This is a genomic window from Caballeronia sp. GAWG1-1 (assembly GCF_023631465.1).
In the GTDB taxonomy this organism is placed as follows: Bacteria; Pseudomonadota; Gammaproteobacteria; order Burkholderiales; family Burkholderiaceae; genus Caballeronia.
The window spans coordinates 117,196-135,388 of record NZ_JALQDB010000037.1; the positions used below are offsets into that span (position 1 = coordinate 117,196).

Annotated in this window: 18 protein-coding genes; 6 read left to right on the forward strand and 12 right to left on the reverse strand. The window is 62.1% G+C overall.

Annotated features, from left to right (window positions below):
* Positions 1-11 precede the first annotated feature (11 nt).
* The 8 genes from NCT03_RS25660 to NCT03_RS25695 form a co-directional block, all read right to left on the reverse strand.
* The gene (locus tag NCT03_RS25660; protein ID WP_250494406.1) at positions 12-821 is read right to left on the reverse strand and encodes a DUF1365 domain-containing protein; all 810 of its coding nucleotides are present in this window, start codon (positions 819-821) and stop codon (positions 12-14) included.
* Positions 806-2,107, reverse strand: coding sequence for an NAD(P)/FAD-dependent oxidoreductase (locus NCT03_RS25665; protein ID WP_250494407.1), 1,302 nt, complete (start codon positions 2,105-2,107; stop codon positions 806-808). Before NCT03_RS25665 ends, NCT03_RS25660 begins: the two co-directional genes overlap by 16 nt.
* A gap of 112 nt (positions 2,108-2,219) precedes the next feature.
* Positions 2,220-2,819 carry a lipocalin family protein gene (locus NCT03_RS25670; protein ID WP_250494408.1) on the reverse strand — a complete coding sequence of 200 codons (600 nt, stop codon included), beginning with the start codon at positions 2,817-2,819 and terminating at the stop codon, positions 2,220-2,222.
* The gene (locus NCT03_RS25675; RefSeq protein WP_250494409.1) at positions 2,816-3,958 is read right to left on the reverse strand and encodes an SAM-dependent methyltransferase; all 1,143 of its coding nucleotides are present in this window, start codon (positions 3,956-3,958) and stop codon (positions 2,816-2,818) included. The genes NCT03_RS25670 and NCT03_RS25675 overlap by 4 nt, the downstream gene beginning before the upstream one ends.
* A 15-nt stretch (positions 3,959-3,973) precedes the next feature.
* A complete protein-coding gene (locus NCT03_RS25680) occupies positions 3,974-4,762 on the reverse strand; it encodes a DUF1295 domain-containing protein (RefSeq protein ID WP_250494410.1) in 789 nt (262 codons plus the stop codon).
* A 234-nt stretch (positions 4,763-4,996) separates the two neighbouring features.
* A complete protein-coding gene (locus NCT03_RS25685) occupies positions 4,997-5,725 on the reverse strand; it encodes an anti-sigma factor (RefSeq protein WP_244829831.1) in 729 nt (242 codons plus the stop codon).
* Complete coding sequence (locus NCT03_RS25690; RefSeq protein WP_244829830.1) at positions 5,722-6,336, reverse strand: sigma-70 family RNA polymerase sigma factor; 615 nt, start codon at positions 6,334-6,336, stop codon at positions 5,722-5,724. Before NCT03_RS25690 ends, NCT03_RS25685 begins: the two co-directional genes overlap by 4 nt.
* Before the next feature lie 188 nt (positions 6,337-6,524).
* Positions 6,525-7,433 (reverse strand): LysR family transcriptional regulator, encoded by a 909-nt coding sequence (locus tag NCT03_RS25695; RefSeq protein ID WP_244829829.1) that lies wholly within the window; start codon positions 7,431-7,433, stop codon positions 6,525-6,527.
* Between the two features lie 125 nt (positions 7,434-7,558).
* Between NCT03_RS25695 and NCT03_RS25700 the strand changes: the two genes are divergently transcribed.
* Positions 7,559-8,320, forward strand: a complete 762-nt coding sequence (locus NCT03_RS25700) for an SDR family NAD(P)-dependent oxidoreductase (protein WP_244829828.1) — start codon at positions 7,559-7,561, stop codon at positions 8,318-8,320.
* Positions 8,321-8,343: 23 nt separating this feature from the next.
* Here the strand turns inward: NCT03_RS25700 and NCT03_RS25705 are convergent, their stop codons facing one another.
* Positions 8,344-8,787 (reverse strand): SET domain-containing protein, encoded by a 444-nt coding sequence (locus NCT03_RS25705; RefSeq protein WP_250469065.1) that lies wholly within the window; start codon positions 8,785-8,787, stop codon positions 8,344-8,346.
* A 397-nt stretch (positions 8,788-9,184) separates the two neighbouring features.
* Here NCT03_RS25705 and NCT03_RS25710 point away from each other — a divergent pair, with 397 nt between their 5' ends.
* Complete coding sequence (locus NCT03_RS25710; protein ID WP_250494411.1) at positions 9,185-9,475, forward strand: hypothetical protein; 291 nt, start codon at positions 9,185-9,187, stop codon at positions 9,473-9,475.
* A 12-nt stretch (positions 9,476-9,487) separates the two neighbouring features.
* Here the strand turns inward: NCT03_RS25710 and NCT03_RS25715 are convergent, their stop codons facing one another.
* Entirely contained in the window at positions 9,488-10,504 is a 1,017-nt protein-coding gene (locus tag NCT03_RS25715) for an alpha/beta hydrolase (RefSeq protein WP_250494412.1), read from the reverse strand.
* Between the two features lie 292 nt (positions 10,505-10,796).
* On the opposite strand from NCT03_RS25715, the gene NCT03_RS25720 reads away from it, so the two are divergent.
* The gene (locus tag NCT03_RS25720; protein WP_244829824.1) at positions 10,797-11,186 is read left to right on the forward strand and encodes a hypothetical protein; all 390 of its coding nucleotides are present in this window, start codon (positions 10,797-10,799) and stop codon (positions 11,184-11,186) included.
* Positions 11,187-11,211: 25 nt separating this feature from the next.
* On the opposite strand, the gene NCT03_RS25725 is transcribed toward NCT03_RS25720, so the two are convergent.
* Entirely contained in the window at positions 11,212-11,526 is a 315-nt protein-coding gene (locus NCT03_RS25725) for a hypothetical protein (protein ID WP_244829823.1), read from the reverse strand.
* Between the two features lie 349 nt (positions 11,527-11,875).
* Here NCT03_RS25725 and NCT03_RS25730 point away from each other — a divergent pair, with 349 nt between their 5' ends.
* From NCT03_RS25730 to NCT03_RS25740, 3 genes are all read left to right on the forward strand, one after another.
* Positions 11,876-12,163 (forward strand): hypothetical protein, encoded by a 288-nt coding sequence (locus NCT03_RS25730; RefSeq protein ID WP_250469074.1) that lies wholly within the window; start codon positions 11,876-11,878, stop codon positions 12,161-12,163.
* Positions 12,164-12,183: 20 nt separating this feature from the next.
* Complete coding sequence (locus tag NCT03_RS25735; RefSeq protein WP_250494413.1) at positions 12,184-13,980, forward strand: RecQ family ATP-dependent DNA helicase; 1,797 nt, start codon at positions 12,184-12,186, stop codon at positions 13,978-13,980.
* Between the two features lie 516 nt (positions 13,981-14,496).
* Positions 14,497-15,651 (forward strand): porin, encoded by a 1,155-nt coding sequence (locus NCT03_RS25740; protein WP_250494414.1) that lies wholly within the window; start codon positions 14,497-14,499, stop codon positions 15,649-15,651.
* Positions 15,652-15,744: 93 nt separating this feature from the next.
* Here NCT03_RS25740 and NCT03_RS25745 read toward each other — a convergent pair whose 3' ends face one another.
* Positions 15,745-18,135: an ATP-binding protein gene (locus NCT03_RS25745; protein WP_250494415.1), complete on the reverse strand. Its 2,391-nt coding sequence runs from the start codon at positions 18,133-18,135 to the stop codon at positions 15,745-15,747.
* Between the last annotated feature and the right edge of the window lie 58 nt (positions 18,136-18,193).

Below are 18,193 nucleotides of genomic sequence, written 5' to 3' on the forward strand. Positions count from 1 at the left end.
CTTGTGTTTTGTTATTCGGTCCGTTCTTTCATCGCGTTCGGGTCCTCGGCCGATGGCGGATGTCTGCCGTGGAACGGCACGCGCTTGATCCATAGCCGAAGCGCCTGCCAGTAAATGCGCGCGACGACGGCGACAGCCAGCAGCGGCTGGCTCAATAGCGTGCGCAAGGCAAGCGGGCCGGTCAGCGGCCGCGCCTTCAGGCCGATTGCCGTGCGAATCAATAGCCCGTCGCGGTCGCGATAGTCGATCGCGACCGACAGCCGGTCGCCATGCCGCCGCACGCGAAAGGCATAGTCGCCATCGACGTCGCAGAAAGGGGATACGTGCAGCGTCTTGCGGCAGGCGAGCTCGGTGTCATCGACGATAGGCGCGTGGTCGGGCGCGCTCAAGAGATAGCCGCGATGCTCGCCGAAGGTGTTGCGCACGTCCGCGTACAGCGCGCGCAAGTTGCCCGCGCGGTCATGGCAGAACCAGAAGCTCACGGGATTGAAAGCATGGCCGAAGACGCGCGGAATGGAGAGCAGCCGGATTTCGCCATCGGCGGGAATCGCAGCATCGGCGAGGCGGGCGCGCATCCACGTTTGCAGATCGCTGCCATCGCGCGGACCGAAGTCGCGCTGAAAAAACGCGAACGGCCGAACCTGGTCGATGCCGAACCACGCACGCTTCACTTCGCCAAGGCGCGCGAGGTCGCAAGAGACATAACAAACCGGATACTCGAAGCGATGATGCACCGGCCGCAGGCGCTCGTGCATCACGCGGCCCGTGAGCAAACGTGCTGCCTCGCCGTGGCCGCGCGCGACCTTCACAAGCGCGCCCATTCCGGTTCCACGCCAAAGTCCCGCGCAATCCTCAACGCCGACTTCAGGCCGTCCTCGTGAAAGCCGTATCCGGTCCACGCACCCGCGAACCAGGTGTTGTGCACGCCCTGAATCTCGGGCAGGCGCTGCTGTGCATCCACGGCGGCGAGATCGAGCAGCGGATGCTCGTATTCGTAGCGGCCGAGTTCGCTGCCGGGCGCGGGTTCATCGACGGGATTGAGCGTCACGATCACCGGTGTTTCGAACGGCAGCGGCTGAAGCTGATTGAGCAGATAGCTCACGCACACCGGTTCGGCCTCACCGTGGCCCGCCCACGCGCGCGCGCCGAGATAGTTCCACGCCGACCACACGCGGCGGCGGCGCGGCAGCAACGCGCGATCCGTATGCAGCACGGCAAGATTGCGCTGATAGCGCACGGCAGAAAGCAATGTGCGCTCGCTGGCCGAAGCGTCGTCGAGCAGATGCAGGCTCGTTGGCGCGTGGGTGGCGAGGACGAGAGCATCGAAACGCTCGGGTCCGGCGTCATCGGTCATGACGACGACGCCTTCGTCATCGCGACGAATACCGCGCACGGGCGTGCCGATGCGCACATCGTCGAGCGTTGCCGCGATACGCCGCACATACTCGCGTCCGCCGCCCGTCACGGTGCGCCACCGCGGCCGGTTGTTGACCTGCAAGAGCGCGTGATTGAGACAGAAGCGCAGAAAGGTCGCGGCGGGAAAACGCAGGATGTCGCTGGCGGCGCTCGACCAGATCGCGGCGGCCATCGGCAAAAGATAGTGACGCTGAAACGGCGCGCCATAACCGCCTTCGAGCAGCAACTCGCCGACCGAACACCGGTTGAGCGTTGCACGCTCCAAATGCTGCTGCGCCGATGCATTGAAGCGCAGAATGTCGCGCAACATGCCGATGAACGCGGGCGAAAACAGATTGCGCCGCTGCGCGAAGACCGTGTTCAGACTCGTGCCTGCCCATTCGAGCCGCCCGCCATCGAGCGACACGGAAAACGACATGTCGCTTTGATGCGTCGCCACGCCGAGTTCTGCGAGCATCGCGATCAGGTTCGGATACGTGCGCTCGTTGAAGACGAGAAAGCCGGTATCCACGGGATGCCGTTTGCCATCCAGTTCCACGTCCACGGTGTTGGTATGGCCGCCGAGATAATCCGCGGATTCGAACAACGTCACGCGATGCTTGCGCGCAAGCAGCCACGCGCTCGCCAGTCCGGCGATTCCCGCGCCGACCACGGCGATGCGCTGACCTTGTCCTGGTGCTCTTCGGTTCATGTCGAGAGGTCTCCTCGCGCCGAGTGGGCCATTGCGGGCAGCGGTCAAACGTGTCGTCGCAAATCAATACGATGCGGCGCGCCCGCCGGATGCAAATGGCATGCAAAGGTTTTCAGTCGCCCTGTCCGGGACTGTGAAAGCCTGGCTGTCCGATCTGCTCGGGGCTTTGCGGCACGCGCCGGAACTGCGTCGTGTCGTATCCCATTGCGTCCAGACGCGCGAGGAGCGAGCGATACGTCTCGTCGTTCATGGTCGGCTCGCGCGAGAAGATCCAGCCGAGCTTCTTGTTGGGATAGCCGAGAATGGTGTAGCGATAATCCGGATCGACATAAAGCGTCATCTGCGTCACGTGGATCGGCCAGAAGATGCGTACGCTCCATTCGCCGCCGCCGCTGCCGGGCTTCACCGAATCGAGAAACTGATGATGCGTTTCGGGCGCGTCGAAGCCCTTCTTGCGGCCGAAGAACTCGTCGACGATCTTGCCGTCGTCGCGCAAGGTCCACATGACATGGCTCGCGACGAAATCGCGTTCGGCGAAGTAGGGGATATTCGCGATCACGAACCAGCGTCCCATATAGCGCGGCAGATCGACAGGCACGCTTTGCAAAGGCTGTTCGGCGCGCGGGTTCGGATTCGGCGGACCATTCGAGCAGCTTGCAACCAGCAGGATGATGCCCGCGCCAGCGAGCGCGGCAATGAGTGCGCGTTTCATGAGATGACCTTTGACTGAAGAGTGTTCGGCCGAGTGTTCAGCCGCTTCTCGAACAGGTAGTGCGCGACGCCCCACTCACTACCGGACGCATAGCCGAACAGTTCGGACACTGCCATATAAAACATGCGCCAGCGTTGCAGCCAGAGTGCGGCGTCGTCGCCATAAGTGTTCTGAAGCATCGGCATGACGCAAGCGCGCGCCGCGTCGAGCGCGGCGAGCCAGAGATCGGCCGTGCGCGCGTAGTGCGAGCCGTTGACCCACCATTGGCGCGTCACGCGCAAATCGTCCTGGAAGTTGAGCAGCAGCGCGGCGGACGGCATGGTTCCGCCGGTGAAGAAATAGCGCGACATCCAGTCCGAACTGTCGCGCGAGGAGAAGTGATAAGCGAGCGTGCGATGCGCGAAGATATGCACGAAGAGCTTGCCGTCGTCGGCGAGCCAGCGCGCAATCTTTTCGAGCAGCAGGCCGTAATTCTTCATGTGCTCGAACATTTCGACAGACACAATGCGGTCGAACGCGACGGCGTCGCCATCGGCGGGGAAGTCGAAATCGACGATATTGCCGGTCGTGACCAGCAGGTTCGTGAGACCGCGCTGGGCCGCGCGAGCCTCGATGAACGCGCGCTGTCCATGCGAATTCGACAACGCGACGATGCGCGCATTCGGGTAACGCTCGGCGAGCCACAACGCGAGCGAGCCCCAGCCGCAGCCGAGATCGAGAATGCGCTGGCCATCGGCGAGTTGCGCGCGTTCGGCATAGCTTTCGAGCATCGCGATCTCGCTTTGTGCGAGCGTTTCCCGGCCGCTCGGAAAATAGCCACACGAATATTTGAGGCGCGGCCCGAGATGAGCTTCGAAGAACGCGCCCGGCAACTCGTAATGCTGCGTGTTGGCAGCTTGCGTTTCGATGGCAATGGGGCTCGTGCGCAAATCGGCCAGCAGCGTATCGAGCGCTTGCGTGCGGCGCTCGCCGTCGCCCGCGTGTTCGTCGCGCAGACGCTGGCGGATGAACGCGCGCATGCCGGCGCGCACCAGCGTGTCGGGAAGCCAGCCGCGTTCGCAGAGGCGAATCATCCAGCTTTCGTCCAACGGGGGATTCGAATTGTCGAGCGGGCTGGCTTGTCGTGTCGATGCGTTCATCGGCAAAATCCTCGGTTATGAATGCACGGGCGGCTTCGGCGGCCACGGCACCAGCACGCTGGTCGTGCGCATGTAGTCGCGATAACCGTCGCGCGTTTCGGCAAGCCGCGCTTCGAGCAGCGGAATGCCCGACACCTTGATAAGGAGCCACGCCATCAACAGCGGCGGCGCGATGGTGAGCCAGCTCCACGGCAGGCCGATCGACAGCACCGCGTAGGCAACCCAGTGCACGCACTCGAAGAAATAGTTGGGATGACGCGAGTAACGCCAGAGGCCGTCGCGGCACACCTTGCCGTGATGCGATGGGTCGGCGGCAAAGCGCTTCAACTGGCGGTCGGCCAGCGCTTCGCCTGCCACGGCGATGATCCACACCACGACCGCCGCCGCGATAGCCACCGGATGCGCGGGCTCGACCGAATATGCGGGCACGAAGAACGCGAGCGCGAGCAAGATGGAGATGAGCACCTGCAACTGGAAGAACCAGAACATGTTGCGCGCCGCTGCCGCGCCCCAGCGTTCACGAAACGCGTGATAACGCGGGTCTTCGGGTTTGCCGTGATTGCGCCGCCACAGATGCAAGGCAAGGCGCGCGCCCCAGACGCATCCGCCAGCCGCGACGCATAGACGATTGATGGACGCGCCAGTCCCGGCCACCGCGATAAACAGCGCGACGAGTGCGAGCGATGCCGCCCAGATCGGATCGATCATGCCGGCGTTTTTCGAGCGCAATTGCCAGAGCCATACGGCGCTGAAGAGCAGCACGAGGCCGGCGAAGGCAATCAGGAAGGAGACGACAACGGGCATGCGAAGCTCCACGAACATGCGTTCGATAGAGCAATACGGATGCCGGTTTGGGATGGATGCAGTTAGAGCGCGTCTTGTCGACGGCGAACGAAAACTCGACGTCGGCGTGGGCGTTGGTTCGTCGGATCACCGGTGAAGCAGGCTTGTTAGGCGGCGCGACGACTACTTTCGATCGCGAAGCGCAAACGGTGCGCTGCAAAGAATGCAAGCGCACCGCCTATGTAACGTAGCGCCTTACGTGCCGCGAATCTCGCCCGTGCCGATCACGGGACCCGTCGGCGCACCGGTCGGCGATCCGCCCGGCGGTTCCACCGACACCGCCAGCACCGCCTTGTTGCTCAGCAGCGCCATAATCTCGGGCGGAAGGTTCATGGTCGCAGGCGTGTTCGACGGGAATACGCCTAGCGCGATCGGCTTCGCATCCGGCGGGATCAGCCAGAGCTCGGTCGCGCGATCCGCCGCGATGACCGATTGCACCGCCGGTACGACCACCATGCGCGAACGCGAGACATCGACGGTTGCGGTCCAGTGCGCGACGCCGTCCTTCTGCGCGATGGTCGCCACCATGTATTGCGGCGCCTGAGCGACGGTTGGCTGCGGCGGCGCTTGCGGCGCGCGCGTGAGATTCACCGCGACCAGCACCAGAGCGACGGCGCTCGCGCCGACGGCCAGCCAGCGCCACAGATCGAGGCTGTTCCACCAGCCGCTCTTCTTGGCCACCGAGCCTTCCGGCAGGAAACCGAGATCGCGCTGGATTCGCGTCCAGATGCGTGCGGGCGGTGTCACCGGCGCGATGTCCTGCGCGAGCGGAGCGAGCCGCTCGTGCCAGTCATCCAGCGTGCGTTGCAGGCCGGGATTGCGCGTCACGTCCGTTTCCAGCGCGCGGCGCTCCTGCAGGTCGAGCACGCCGAGCGCGTACTCGGCGCAGCGCAGATCGTCTTCGTTTTGGGCGGGCGTGTTCATTGTTCGAGGCACGTCCTGAGTTGCATGAGGCTTCGGCGAATCCAGCTCTTCATGGTGCCGAGCGGCACTGCCAGACGTTGCGCCAGCTCGTTATACGTCGCGCCCGTGAAGAACGCTTCGCGCACCGCGCGGCCTTGCTGCGGCTCCAGACGGTCGAGACATTGTTCGAGCCGCCGCCGCTCTTCGCTCGATTCGGCCGCGGCGGCGGGCGTCGGGGCATCGTCGGCGATTTCGGGGGTTTCGTCGTCGCCGAGCAATTCCTCGCGGCGCTGACGCATGCGGTCGATGGTGCGATTGCGCCCGAGCGTAATGAGCCAGGTGATGGCGCTGCCGCGTTCGGGATCGAAGGAATCGGCGCGACGCCAGGCGGCGGCGTAGACCTCTTGCAGGATGTCCTCGGCTTCGCCTCGGTCGTGCATCATCCGCAAGATCACGCCGAAAACGCGCGACGAGGTCACGCGGTATAACTCCGCGAACGCTTTCTGGTCTCCCTTCGCGACGCGCACGAGCATGTCGTTCAGGCGCTCGCGCCGCAACAGGCCGGCGTCGGTGTCGCTGCCGTCGTTTCGGTCGGAGTAATTGCCGGTGCTGCCGGAGGTAGTGTCCGTCATGGGCAGAATGGGTCGAGCCGCGCTCGGGGGTGAGGTCCTGCCGAAATATATCACCGTGCCGGCGCGCTGCAAGCAATCTGTCGCCAGGGCGCTATAAAGAAGCCTCGTCATGTCCGTGTCCTTCCGGCATCCCGTTCGTATTCTCAGGGAAGATACGGATCACAACGCGCACGGGATGCAAGCCGCGGCTATTCGAACGCCTCGGAAAAGCGCGCCATCGCCCAGTCGATAAACACGCGCAACCGCTGGCTCATATGCCGATCGGGCGGATAGACGAGAAAGAACGGATAAGGCGCCGGCTGCCAGCCTTGCAGCAGCGGCACGAGTTCGCCGCGCGCGATCGCGGCATTGGCCGCATAGGCGAACGTCTGAATGACGCCGAGTCCCGCCAGCCCCGCCGCGAAGTGCGCCGTACTTTCGTTCACGCCCATGTAGCGGTTCTGCACGCCGTCCACGACGACCTTCGTCGCACCCTTTTCGAAGCGCATGGGCACGACGCGGCCCGATCGTGCCGACATGTAGTTCACCACGCGATGCCCTTTCTCCAGATCGGACGGATGCCGCGGCTTGCCGTATCGTTCGATGTAGCCGGGCGTGGCGCACGTGACGAAGCGCGCGCGTCCGAGCGGCCGGGCAACGAGCGATGGTTCGTCTGCCCGGCCGCCGCGAATCACGCAGTCGACGTTGTCGCCGATCAGGTCGACCTGACGGTCGCTCACGCCGAGCCCGATGTTGATCTCCGGATATTGCGCGGTGAATTCGGGCAGCGCCGGAATGAGCACGCAACTCGCCGTGGACGAACCGATGTCGATCCGCAACCGTCCGCGTGGCCGCTTCTGCGCGGCGCTGAAGCTCGCGTCGATATCTTCGAGTTCGTGCAGAAGGCGCGTGGTGCGTTCATAGTACGCATTACCTTCCGGCGTAACGGAGACTTGACGCGTCGTACGCTGCAGCAGCTTCATGCCGAGATGCTTTTCGAGCGAACCGACGAGCTTGCTCACGGTTGCAAGCGGCATGTCGAGCGAGCCGGCGGCGCGCGTGAACGATCCGGTTTCGACGACGCGCGCGAACACCCGGATGGCAAGAATCTGGTCCATTGATTATCTATGCAGGTGGATAAAGTAATCGCGTTCGACGACTTTATTCAACAATCCATTGTTTGTACAGTGAGGTTCATGCGCTGGCGACGACGCCGGCTTAACTGATCGAATCGGAGAACATCATGACTCAAGAAACGCAAGGCAAGCTGGCAAACAAGATTGCACTGGTGACGGGCGGATCGAGCGGCATTGGTCTTGCGTCGGCGCAGGAACTGGCGGCGGAAGGTGCGACGGTGTTCATCACAGGCCGTCGTCAGGCGGAACTGGATGCGGCGGTCGCGGCCATTGGCGCGGGCGCGACGGGCATTCGCGCGGATGTATCGAAGCTCGACGATCTCGACCGCGTCTTCAGCGAGATTCGCGAGCGTGCGGGGCGGCTCGATATCGTCGTGGCGAACGCAGGCGGTGGCGACATGGTGCCGCTTTCGCAGATCGATGAGGAGCACTTCGACCGCATTTTCGGAACCAACGTGAAGGGGCTCGTGTTCACGGTGCAAAAGAGCTTGCCCTTGCTCGTGGATGGCGGCTCGGTCGTCCTGATGGCCTCGACCACTGGAATTCAAGGCACGGAAAATTTCAGCGTCTACAGCGCGAGCAAGGCGGCGGTGCGTAACTTCGCGCGCTCATGGATTCTGGATTTGAAGGATCGCGGCATTCGCGTGAACGTGGTGAGCCCGGGCCCGGTGCGCACGCCGGGGCTTGCGGGCATCGTGCCCGAAGGTCAGCAGGAAGGGTTGTATGCGCATCTGGCTTCGTCGGTGCCGCTCGCGCGACTGGGCGAGCCGCGTGAGATCGGACGCGCGGTGGTGTTTCTTGCATCCGCTGACGCAAGCTTCGTGAACGGGGCCGAGTTGTTCGTCGATGGAGGGATGGCGCAAATCTAAGCGTCGACGTTGTCGGCGAGGCACTACCTTCCCGCCGACAACATCGTTCCCCGACAGCCCGATGCCTGACATCGGCATGCATAAAGCCGCTTCATTGCCGCCGTGCGCCGTCCTTCCACCGTCAGGCGGTAATCGATGAACAGCTCATCGCCCTTTCGAATGGGCTGGATGGCGAAGATGAAGACGCGCTCGCCGTCCTGCTCGGCTTCGCAGTTCGGCGCGCAACTGTGATTGAGCCAGCGTGCGGAGTTGCCGCCGCGTGCGCCGTCGATCACGCTGCCATCGTCGAGACCGAAGAAGAAGGTGTGACCGTCCTCGGCGGTCGAGCGTTCATGGCTGCGTTGCGCCTGCTTCCACGTCAGCCGCTGCCCCTTGTATTCGAGCAGCAGCGCGCCGGTGGGTAGATCGGCGAGGGCGAAAACGCCCCGGCCATGGACGGGAGAAGTTCGTACTGTGATTCGTCGCATGGTGTGGCGGCTCGCTTGGGTTTGCTTGAATTCGCTCGAAGACGGGAGATTTGTTTGAGCCTGTGCGCGGCGATGGTTATGATGATGCCGTCATAAATCGCTGTCACGCCCATGCACGCTGTTTTAACCCGCAGGCGCAAGAGACGCAAGCCACTCAGAGGCACGCTCGCGCGCTATCGTAACCGTATCGTCGAAGTGTTGGGAGAGGCTCGCGGCGAACGCGTCATGATTCGCTCCATTCACGACGATGGCGTCGAGCGGCGCACCGCCGTCAAGTGGATCAACCTGCTGCCGATGGATACCGAACTCTTCTGACTTGCACTACGTCCTCATTCTTCTCTCATTTTCGGCTCGCAGAATGGCTTCATCGACGAACCGGAAACAACAGGAGACGAACATGAAGACGATCAAAAACATCACGCTGGCACTGGCCTTGAGCGCCGCTTGCATGACGGCGGCAGAGGCACATCCGTTCATTGGCGTGGGTATCGTGGGCGGGCCCGTGTTTCCCGTGGCTTCCAATGCGCAGAGCGCGCCGCCGCTGCCGGTCTACCCGCACGCAATGTACTCCGGCCCCGCGCCGCTGCCGCTCGATGCACCGCCGCCCGTTTATGTGCAACCGGCCCTCGGCAATATCGCGGCGATCATGGGACATGCGAATCCGGCGAACGGCATAGCGGGATCGTAAGGACGCATGTGCTCAGGCCGCGAGGCTGTGCTTGCGCAGCCATTCGAGCACGATCGCAGCGATGGCGTCGCTGTTGTCGTCGGCCATGAGCGCGTGAGAGTTGCCGGTAATGCCGCGCGCGGGCAGATCGATCCATTCGACATCCGTGCCCACCGCGGCCAGCGCGTCATGCCAGCGCCGGACGTTCGGCACCGAATCGACCCAAAACGAATGCTGATCGAGATAGTCGCCCCAAAGGAAGAGATGCGGCACATCGCGCAGAAGAGCGGCGTCGTGATCGTCAGGGGACGGCGCGCCGGATGGCTCCAGCGAGATCACCGCCTTCACGCGTTCCGGCGCATTGAGCGCGGCCGTCAGCCCGAAGTTGCCGCCCTGACTATGCGTGAGGATGATGCTGGTGTCGAGGCTCGCGATGAGCGCGTCGTAAGCATGTTGCGTGCGGGCATTGTTGGTCGCCCAGCGCGGCACGAACTGATGCATGAAGGTTTCCATCCGCCCGACAGGAAAGCGCACGCCTTCGTGCGAGCGTCTTGCCGCTTCATCCGGATGCCACGAGCCCGCCGGCCCGAAGCGGAAGGTTTCTTCCCACGCCTCGCGCGCCGTGCGAAAGTAGGGCGCTTCGGCATATACCTCGGGATACGGCGCCCACGACGCGCGTCCGCGTTCGACCGCATCGGAGACATACACATCCAGACCCGAGCGCAGGAAGAACATCTGCCAGCCGGGACGGCCGTCGGGCGTGGTCTCCCAGTTGACGCCGCTCATGCCGCCGCCATGCCATAGCAAGAGCGGCCATCGTCCGGTGGGACGTTCGAGCCTGATGTATTGCACGTACATCTGTCCCGCGATGATCTCGCCATTCTGATCGACAGGATGCACCGCGCCCTGGTTCGTGCTGACGCGGTCGCGATGCGGCATGCCGCTTAGCGTAAGCATCTCGCCGCCGACGAAGAAGCTGCCGATGTCGCGTACCGAGATGCAGGTTTGCAACTGGCGCTGTGTGTCGGCTGCGTGGGGATGATCGGTCATGGATGGCGCCTTTTTCGGTGGGCACGCGGGATAGATCGTTCCTCATTCTAGATGCTTCCACGACGCGCACCGGCGCAATTACAAACCGCTTCACGCGGTCCCCCGGCGCGTGGTGCACACTACGCGCAGACGAATGGCTTTCACTCGGGAACAACGGCTTATTGTGTGGCTCTAAGGGGTCGACAAACACGCGACAGTGCTTCAGGTGCCGATCGCGTCCACGACACACGCGTGCCTCGCGGCGGCTCTTTTTTCGATTGGAGCCGAGCCAAAGCGCGCCAGCTTGCGGACCATGAATACCCAACTCAGCAACGAATGCAGGACCCGGCTTTTCCGGATCACACTTGAAACGCCGGCAGAAGGCGTGGCCTTCGTCATGGCGGACAGCCGCGAAGCGGCATGGCGAATCGGCAAGACGGTGATGGCGGTCTTGCGCGGCATCGGCATCTACGATGTCGCGCTCAAACACGTTCACTCGTTTGCCGAACTCGTCGCAATGGGCAAAGGCGATGACGAAGACCTGCGAATCTTCGAAGTGGCTTACGACGATGAAAACGGCCCGGTCTGGGCCGGCTCGCCGTACTTCCTGACTAACGATTCATCGCTGCTCGGCAAGTGGGCCGAGCTTTGCGCGGATCTCGCGGCGGATGTGGCGCGTATGGCCATCCGGCGAGCGAAATAGTCCTTGGGCCTGGAACGGACCTAACTCAGGCGGCTGCACGCCGGTTCTGAGCGTCCTCATGCGACTCGGGGTACGCGGAGTCGAGCGCGTTATCCAAAAGAGCAAGCTTGCGTTGCAGCGAGGCGACGCGATGGCACTGCGACGGGACGAGATCGTAGTCGGCATCGAGCTGGGCGATGCGTTTGTCCCAATATCCGGTCGGAAAACGTCCCGGCGCCACGTCGGGCGGCCCGGCATAGCTTGCGAGAATCAATTCCAGATGCCTGAGTTCGCTTTCCGCAAGTTGCGCGGTTCGGCGCTGTCGAAACTCGGGGATGGCGGCATCGATGCCCTTCTTCATAGTCCTTTTCCTGCTCGATTCGTAAAGTAACCATCTGAGCAATTGACGTTCCGATCGTTCGCTTTACCTTCTTCGAAATTGTTTCCAATTGAAAACCAGCTTGCGGTGAGGCTTATCTGGTCTCGTTTCCGCACCTTTTGACATCGAGCGGGTTTTCCCTGATTTTTCTCCGAACGACCGTTCGAGGCATGGAACGCATGCAAAGCACGGAGGAATCGACGGGACATTTCTTCATTGCCTTGGCGCTTTCTTCAAGCAAGTGGTGCTGGGTCTGCTGATTGCTTTGATGCTGTTCGAAGGCAGCGCGGCAACTCCTGCATAAGCGCTAGCCTCCATCGAGGTATCGACAATGAAAAAGACAGCGTCTTCCATCCTGTGCTGCGCCGTTGCGTTGACCGGACTCATCGGCTCGATCGCGGCGCATGCTGAAGAGAGCACCGTGCCGGGCAACACGCAATCGGGCTCTGGCGCATCCGGCAAGTCGGCTGGAACGGCAGGTGGCGCGGGCGCCGCAGGCAAGGCGGGCACCGATCCCACGACGCTCGCGCGTACCGAAGAGGAACGCGTGAAACAGAAGAACGCCAAGAGCAGTGGCTCTGGCAAGGCCGATTCGAAAAGAAAAGACTGGAAAGACTAAGCCCTCGCCATCTCCGACTTATGAACGATAGCCGCACACGCAAGAGCCGTTCGTCGCGACCGCTCGACGCCGAACTGGAAAAGGCACTACTCAAGGTATTCGGATTTCCGCATCTGCGGCCGGGTCAGGAAGAGGTCATTCGAAGCGTGCTCGACGGCGCCGATACGCTCGCCGTCATGCCGACAGGCGCCGGCAAATCGCTTTGCTATCAACTGCCGGCGCTGCAATTCGAAGGCATGACGATCGTGGTATCGCCGCTCATATCGTTGATGCGCGATCAGGCTGCCAAGCTCGCGGAAGCGGGCGTGGCGACGAGGGTTCTGAATAGCACGCTCAAGGCAAGCGAAGCGCGCGAAGCCATGCAGGCCATCGCCGATCATGCGGTTCGCATACTGTTCGTCACGCCCGAGCGTCTCGTCGATGCCGAGTTCAACGCAACACTTCTCGCCGATGGCATGCCCGAAGTTCCGCTCGTGGTGATCGACGAAGCGCATTGCATCTCGCAGTGGGGACACGACTTCCGTCCCGCGTACGTCGAACTCATTCATGCGGTCAAGACGCTGGGCCGACCGCCCGTGCTCGCGCTGACGGCAACCGCAACGCCCGCGGTCGTCACGGACATCGTGCGCGAATTGCAAATGCGCCATGCAAACGTGATCCATACGGGCGTGTATCGCGAGAACCTGCATTTCTCCGTCGAGCAGTTGACGAATCCCGAGGAGAAACGCGCGCGTGCAATCGAACGCGTGAGCGCAATGCAAGGCAGCGGCATTGTGTATTGCTCGACGGTGGCCGAGTGCGAGGCGCTGCATGCCGCGCTCGTCGATGCCGGCGTCGAGGCCGAGCGTTATCACGGCAAGCTTGCGGCGAGTGTACGTTCGGAAGCGCAGGACGCTTTCATGGAAGATCGCGTGCGCGTGATGGTGGCGACCAATGCATTCGGCATGGGGATCGACAAGCCGGACATTCGCTTCGTGCTGCATGCGCAGATGCCCGGCAGCCTCGATGCGTACTATCAGGAAGCAGGCCGCGCGGGCCGTGATGGCGAGCCTGCGGATTGCATTCTGCTCTTCGAGATGAAGGACAAGCAGGTTCAGCAGTTCTTTCTCGGTGGCCGCTATCCGAGTGCGGAGACTATTCGACTCGTGTCCGAAACCGTATGCAAGCTCGCCAAGGAAGACGCTGGCCACACGCTGCAGAAGCCGCTTGAACGCTTGCAGGAAGCGATGCCGAATATCGGTGCGAACAAGTTGCGCGTGGCGGCAACATTGTTGAACGAACTCGGCATGACGCGGCGCACGCAGCGCGGCGGCATGAAACTCATCGACGATGGCGCGGCCTTCGCGCATCTCGATCAAGCAGCGGGCGCGTACACCGCGAGAGCGGAGCGTGACCGCGCGGTGCTGGAACGAATGATCACGTACGTGCAGAGCGCGCAATGCCGCTGGCGCATCGTGCTCGACTATTTCGCTGCCGATATCGACGATGCAAAGTCGCATGAGCTTCTGCGTCAGGCGGAGATGAATTATCGATCGCCGGAGGACGAGCTCGGCGGCAAGACATGCGGTGCTTGCGATAATTGCCTGCATCCGCCGGAGATCAGCGTAAGCGCGCGTGAAGAACGTGAGCACGCACGCGTCGATGAAGCGTCGAAGCCGCTGGGCAAACTAAAGACTTTCGAAGCGGGCGATCGTGTTCGCGTGCGTCGCTATGGCGTGGGCACGGTGGAAATGATGAGCGGTGAAAGCGTTGCCGTCCGCTTCGCCGATGACTCGACGCGCACGTTCGTCGCCCAATTCGTCAAGCGCGCCTCTTAGGTTTTCTTTAGCGTTTTCTTAGCATTTCCCAAGCGCGCAGCTTAAGCGCCTTAAGTCATGAAAGCGCGTTAAACGACGCTTGACAATCAAGCGCAAACAAAGCGTAAAAAGGGCGGCTTCCTCTCGCGAAGCCGCCCCTGTCCCTGGACTGCAATTCGGAGTTCTTCAGGACATGACGAAGCGTAACAACCCGATCGCCAACAACAAACCGCATGGCTCGCAAATGGCTCTTGCGTGGATCGGTGAAATGCCGTCGTTCATGCACAACACGAAACCTCGTCTGTATTACTCGCCAAGAGACCTAAGCGTCTGAGCTTAAAGGGATATGAAGCGTCCACTTAGCTTAGTGCGGTTTTAGCAAAATATTGTTTCCTGGCGACCGCAGCGGAATAAGCAAAGTGCTCGCATATAGTGTCCCTCAAGTTTCTTGAGGAGCGCGCTTCTGCTTGCGCGGTAGCCTGATCTTGAAGAAGCCTGGTCTTGAACATGAACACTTAGCAGGGCACTTAGAGAACCATGAAAAAAACTCTTCTCATCGCAGGCGTTCTTGGCACATTCGCCGCAACGGCTCAGGCGCAAAGCAGCGTCACCTTGTACGGCACGCTCGACGCGGGCCTCGTCTACACCAACAACTCCGCGGGACACAGTAACTGGCAGCAAGGCAGTGGTTCGGTATCGGACACGTATTTCGGTTTGCGCGGGTCTGAAGATCTGGGCGGCGGAATGCACGCCCTTTTCAAGTTGGAAAGCGGCTTCAACCTCAACAACGGCAGCTATAGCGAAAGCAACTCCATGTTCAGTCGTCAGGCGTATGTCGGCTTGCAACATGACCAGTACGGCACGATCACGCTCGGTCGCCAATACGACTCCATGGTCGATTACCTCGCGCCCTTGTCGGAACCGGGCGGCGGCTATGGCAATAACCTGACGGCGCATCCGTTCGATAACGACAACCTCGACAACTCGTTTTCGATCAAGAATGCAGTGAAGTATCAAAGCGCCAACTACGGCGGCTTCAAGTTCGGCGGCTTGTATGGCTTTAGCAATGACGCCGGCCAGTTCTCGAACAACCGCGCATGGAGCGCGGGTGCTTCGTACAGCACGGGTCCGTTGAACTTTGCGGCGTCTTACCTGCAAATCAATAACTCGCGCACAGGCAATACGGGCGGCGCGGTAGCGGCGGGTCAAGGCAGCAACAACAATCTGACCGCCGATCAGCAACGCACCTTCGGCGCAGGCTTGAATTACGCTTATGGCCCGGCGACCGTCGGCTTCGTGTGGACGAATACGCATTACGACAACCTGATCGCGGCGTCGCAAGGCGGCTCCACGTTCGCGCTGCCGGGCGGCACGAACCTGCATATGAACAACTTCGAACTGAACGGCCGCTATGCGTTGACGCCTGCGCTCGATCTCGACGCGTCCTACGCGTACACCGACGGCAAGATCGACGGCGCAAACGGCTCGGGCGATCCGAAGTGGCATACGGTGTCGCTCAAGGCGGATTACTCGCTCTCGCGTCGCACGGATGTGTACGTCGAAGGCGTGTATCAGCATGCTTCGGGCGAGCTTGGCAATGCAGGCGCCAATGTCGCGATGATCAACACGCTGTCGCCTTCGACGACGCAGAATCAGGTGGCGGCGGCGGTCGGCTTGCGTCACCGCTTCTAAGCGTGCGTGCTTCGTTGTTGCCCTAGCATCACGCGATAAAAAGGGGCTGCGATCTCATGATTGCAGCCCCTTTTTGCTTAAATAACGAAGCGCTTATTTCTTCTCTTCCGAGCGCTTGACGAGCTGTTCGAAATCCTGCGCCGCGCCGCCCGTTCCCGCTGCCAGCCGCGCCAGCGCCGAAGCCGCCGTATCGCGCCGCACGCCGCTTTCCGGCCGATACTGCTTAGGCAACGCAATGAAGAACGTCGCGCCGTGATCCGGCTGGCCTTCGCCCCAGACCTTGCCCCCATGACGCTCGATGATCCGCCGCACGTTCGCAAGCCCGATTCCCGTGCCATCGAATTTATCATCGACGTGCAGCCGCTGGAACACGCCGAAGAGCTTGTCCACGTAGCGCATGTCAAAGCCCACGCCGTTGTCGCGCACGAAGTACACCGTGTAGCCCGCGAGTTCGCCCGTGCCTTCCCGCGAGCCGATTTCGATGACTGGTTGCTCGCGCGCGCCGCTGAACTTGACCGCATTGGCGATGATGTTGTTCAACGCCACATGCAAAAAGACGTGATCCGCTTCGGTGGGCGGCAGCGCATCCACCTTCCAGTGCACACGCGCTGACGTTTCCTCGTCGATGTCGGTCTGGATGACCGTATGCACGAGCGCATGCATATCGACCTTATGCGGCCGCAACGCCGCGCGGCCGAGTTGCGCGAAGGAAAGCAGGTCGTCGACGAGACGCCCGCCGAAGCGCGCCGATGTCACGATACGCTCCAGATAGCCGCGCCCACGCTCCGACAGTTTCTGGCCGTCCATTTGCTTGAGCAGATCCGCAAAGCCCACGATATGCCGCAACGGCGCTCGCAGATCGTGCGACACCGTGTACGAAAAGCCTTCCAGTTCGTGATTTGCGCGGCCGAGTTCGGTCGCCAGTTGCGCGATCTCTTCCGCACGCCGCAGCACGATGCCGAGCACGGCCGCACGGAACTCCAGCGCAATCTCGCGCTCGGCGGTGCGCCACGGCAAGGAGCGATTGCGCACCTCATCGGTCCACGTTTCGAAGCTCACGCGCGGCGAGAGCGAAGAAGAAAGCCCCGTTAGCTTCGCGCGCGGATCGCCTGCCCATTCGATGGTCTGCACCACCTCGCGGCGAAACCAGATCACGTAATTGCGATAGATCTTCGAGATCGATACCGCGAGAAAACCCGCGACATTCGGCGAATCTGGCAGCACGGGACAATCCGCCGATGCGCGATCCGACAGCACCACGTCCTCGCTTTGCTGATCGAGCCAGTCGACAAGCGCTGTCACGTCGTGCTCGCTCGGCGTCACGCCGATGAGCGACGTGCGCCCCTCGAAGATCACCGCCGCGCCCGATGCGCGCGTCAAGCCGAGCAGGTCGTTCGAGTCGTTGACCAGGGCTTCGACGAAGCTGTCGGTATTGGCCATCGACGAAAGCAGCTTCGAAAGCATGCGGCGCAGTTCAAGCCGGTAATGGGCTTCGTTTTGTGTTTCACGCGCCTCGATCTGCAGCGAGACGATCTGCGCGACATGCTCGCAAGCCGTGCGTACTTCGAAGGGCGGCAGGCGCGGCGTCGCGTGATGACAGGAGATCAATCCCCAGAGCGTGTCGTCGACGACGATGGACATCGACATCGAGGCAAGCGTGCCCATGTTGCGCATATATTGCAGATGCACGGGCGAGACGCTGCGCAAGGACGCGTAGGTGAGATCGGTCGGCCGGCCAGTCTGCGGATGCAGCGCGGGCACGAGCGGCGCGGCTTCGTAATCGGCGTTCGAAATCAGGCGGATGCGATTGCGCTTGTAGAGTTCGCGCGCCTGGGCGGGAATATCGGACGCGGGGAAATACTGGTTCAGGTATGACTGATAGCCCGGCTCGATGGCTTCGGCGAGCACGTGGCCGTTGCCGGCTTCGTCGAATTGATAGACGAGCGTGCGCCCGAAACCGGTAATGCGCGCAATCTCCGTCGCCGCGAACTGGCAAAGCTGCTCGACCGTGCGCATGGACTGCACTTCGGTGACGAAGGAGCGCACGAGCGGATACATGCTCGAAAACACTTCGGCGGTATGTTGCGCGGGTTCCAGTTCAACGAAGAGCAAGCCTTCATGCCGATGCACGACGAGCGCGAACGGGCCGCTTTGGCTCCAATGATCGATGACGACATTGCCCGTGTGGATCGTCGCGCCATCGCGCGTAAGCCTTCCCAATTCGGCGACGGCGCGGCGGCTGGCTTCATCGCCGATGACGAACGACAGCGGCTCGCCGAGGCAACGCTCGGGCGCGATCGACGTGAGTTGCGCGACATTGCCACTCACTTGCAAGATCGTGCCTTGTGCGTCGATGCTCAAGAGAAGACCGTGCGGCTGGATGCCGCCAGGAACGTGAATGGGCTCGCGCGCGCATTCGGCATACGCCGATGCATCGGGCGCATTGAATTCACTGCTGTGTGCGGTGGAGGAGTTGTCCGTCATTGTCTCGATAAGGCGTTTCGGCGGCGCAAAGGCGCGCCGGTTTGTCCAATGGCCGCAA

Excerpts from the sequence above, each read along its gene's own strand:
- NCT03_RS25660 (WP_250494406.1), bottom strand. The coding sequence starts at position 821 with ATGGGCGCGCTTGTGAAGGTCGCGCGCGGCCACGGCGAGGCAGCACGT.
- NCT03_RS25665 (WP_250494407.1), bottom strand. The coding sequence starts at position 2,107 with ATGAACCGAAGAGCACCAGGACAAGGTCAGCGCATCGCCGTGGTCGGC.
- NCT03_RS25670 (WP_250494408.1), bottom strand. The coding sequence starts at position 2,819 with ATGAAACGCGCACTCATTGCCGCGCTCGCTGGCGCGGGCATCATCCTG.
- NCT03_RS25675 (WP_250494409.1), bottom strand. The coding sequence starts at position 3,958 with ATGAACGCATCGACACGACAAGCCAGCCCGCTCGACAATTCGAATCCC.
- NCT03_RS25680 (WP_250494410.1), bottom strand. The coding sequence starts at position 4,762 with ATGCCCGTTGTCGTCTCCTTCCTGATTGCCTTCGCCGGCCTCGTGCTG.
- NCT03_RS25685 (WP_244829831.1), bottom strand. The coding sequence starts at position 5,725 with ATGAACACGCCCGCCCAAAACGAAGACGATCTGCGCTGCGCCGAGTAC.
- NCT03_RS25690 (WP_244829830.1), bottom strand. The coding sequence starts at position 6,336 with ATGACGGACACTACCTCCGGCAGCACCGGCAATTACTCCGACCGAAAC.
- NCT03_RS25695 (WP_244829829.1), bottom strand. The coding sequence starts at position 7,433 with ATGGACCAGATTCTTGCCATCCGGGTGTTCGCGCGCGTCGTCGAAACC.
- NCT03_RS25700 (WP_244829828.1), top strand. The coding sequence starts at position 7,559 with ATGACTCAAGAAACGCAAGGCAAGCTGGCAAACAAGATTGCACTGGTG.
- NCT03_RS25705 (WP_250469065.1), bottom strand. The coding sequence starts at position 8,787 with ATGCGACGAATCACAGTACGAACTTCTCCCGTCCATGGCCGGGGCGTT.
- NCT03_RS25710 (WP_250494411.1), top strand. The coding sequence starts at position 9,185 with ATGAAGACGATCAAAAACATCACGCTGGCACTGGCCTTGAGCGCCGCT.
- NCT03_RS25715 (WP_250494412.1), bottom strand. The coding sequence starts at position 10,504 with ATGACCGATCATCCCCACGCAGCCGACACACAGCGCCAGTTGCAAACC.
- NCT03_RS25720 (WP_244829824.1), top strand. The coding sequence starts at position 10,797 with ATGAATACCCAACTCAGCAACGAATGCAGGACCCGGCTTTTCCGGATC.
- NCT03_RS25725 (WP_244829823.1), bottom strand. The coding sequence starts at position 11,526 with ATGAAGAAGGGCATCGATGCCGCCATCCCCGAGTTTCGACAGCGCCGA.
- NCT03_RS25730 (WP_250469074.1), top strand. The coding sequence starts at position 11,876 with ATGAAAAAGACAGCGTCTTCCATCCTGTGCTGCGCCGTTGCGTTGACC.
- NCT03_RS25735 (WP_250494413.1), top strand. The coding sequence starts at position 12,184 with ATGAACGATAGCCGCACACGCAAGAGCCGTTCGTCGCGACCGCTCGAC.
- NCT03_RS25740 (WP_250494414.1), top strand. The coding sequence starts at position 14,497 with ATGAAAAAAACTCTTCTCATCGCAGGCGTTCTTGGCACATTCGCCGCA.
- NCT03_RS25745 (WP_250494415.1), bottom strand. The coding sequence starts at position 18,135 with ATGACGGACAACTCCTCCACCGCACACAGCAGTGAATTCAATGCGCCC.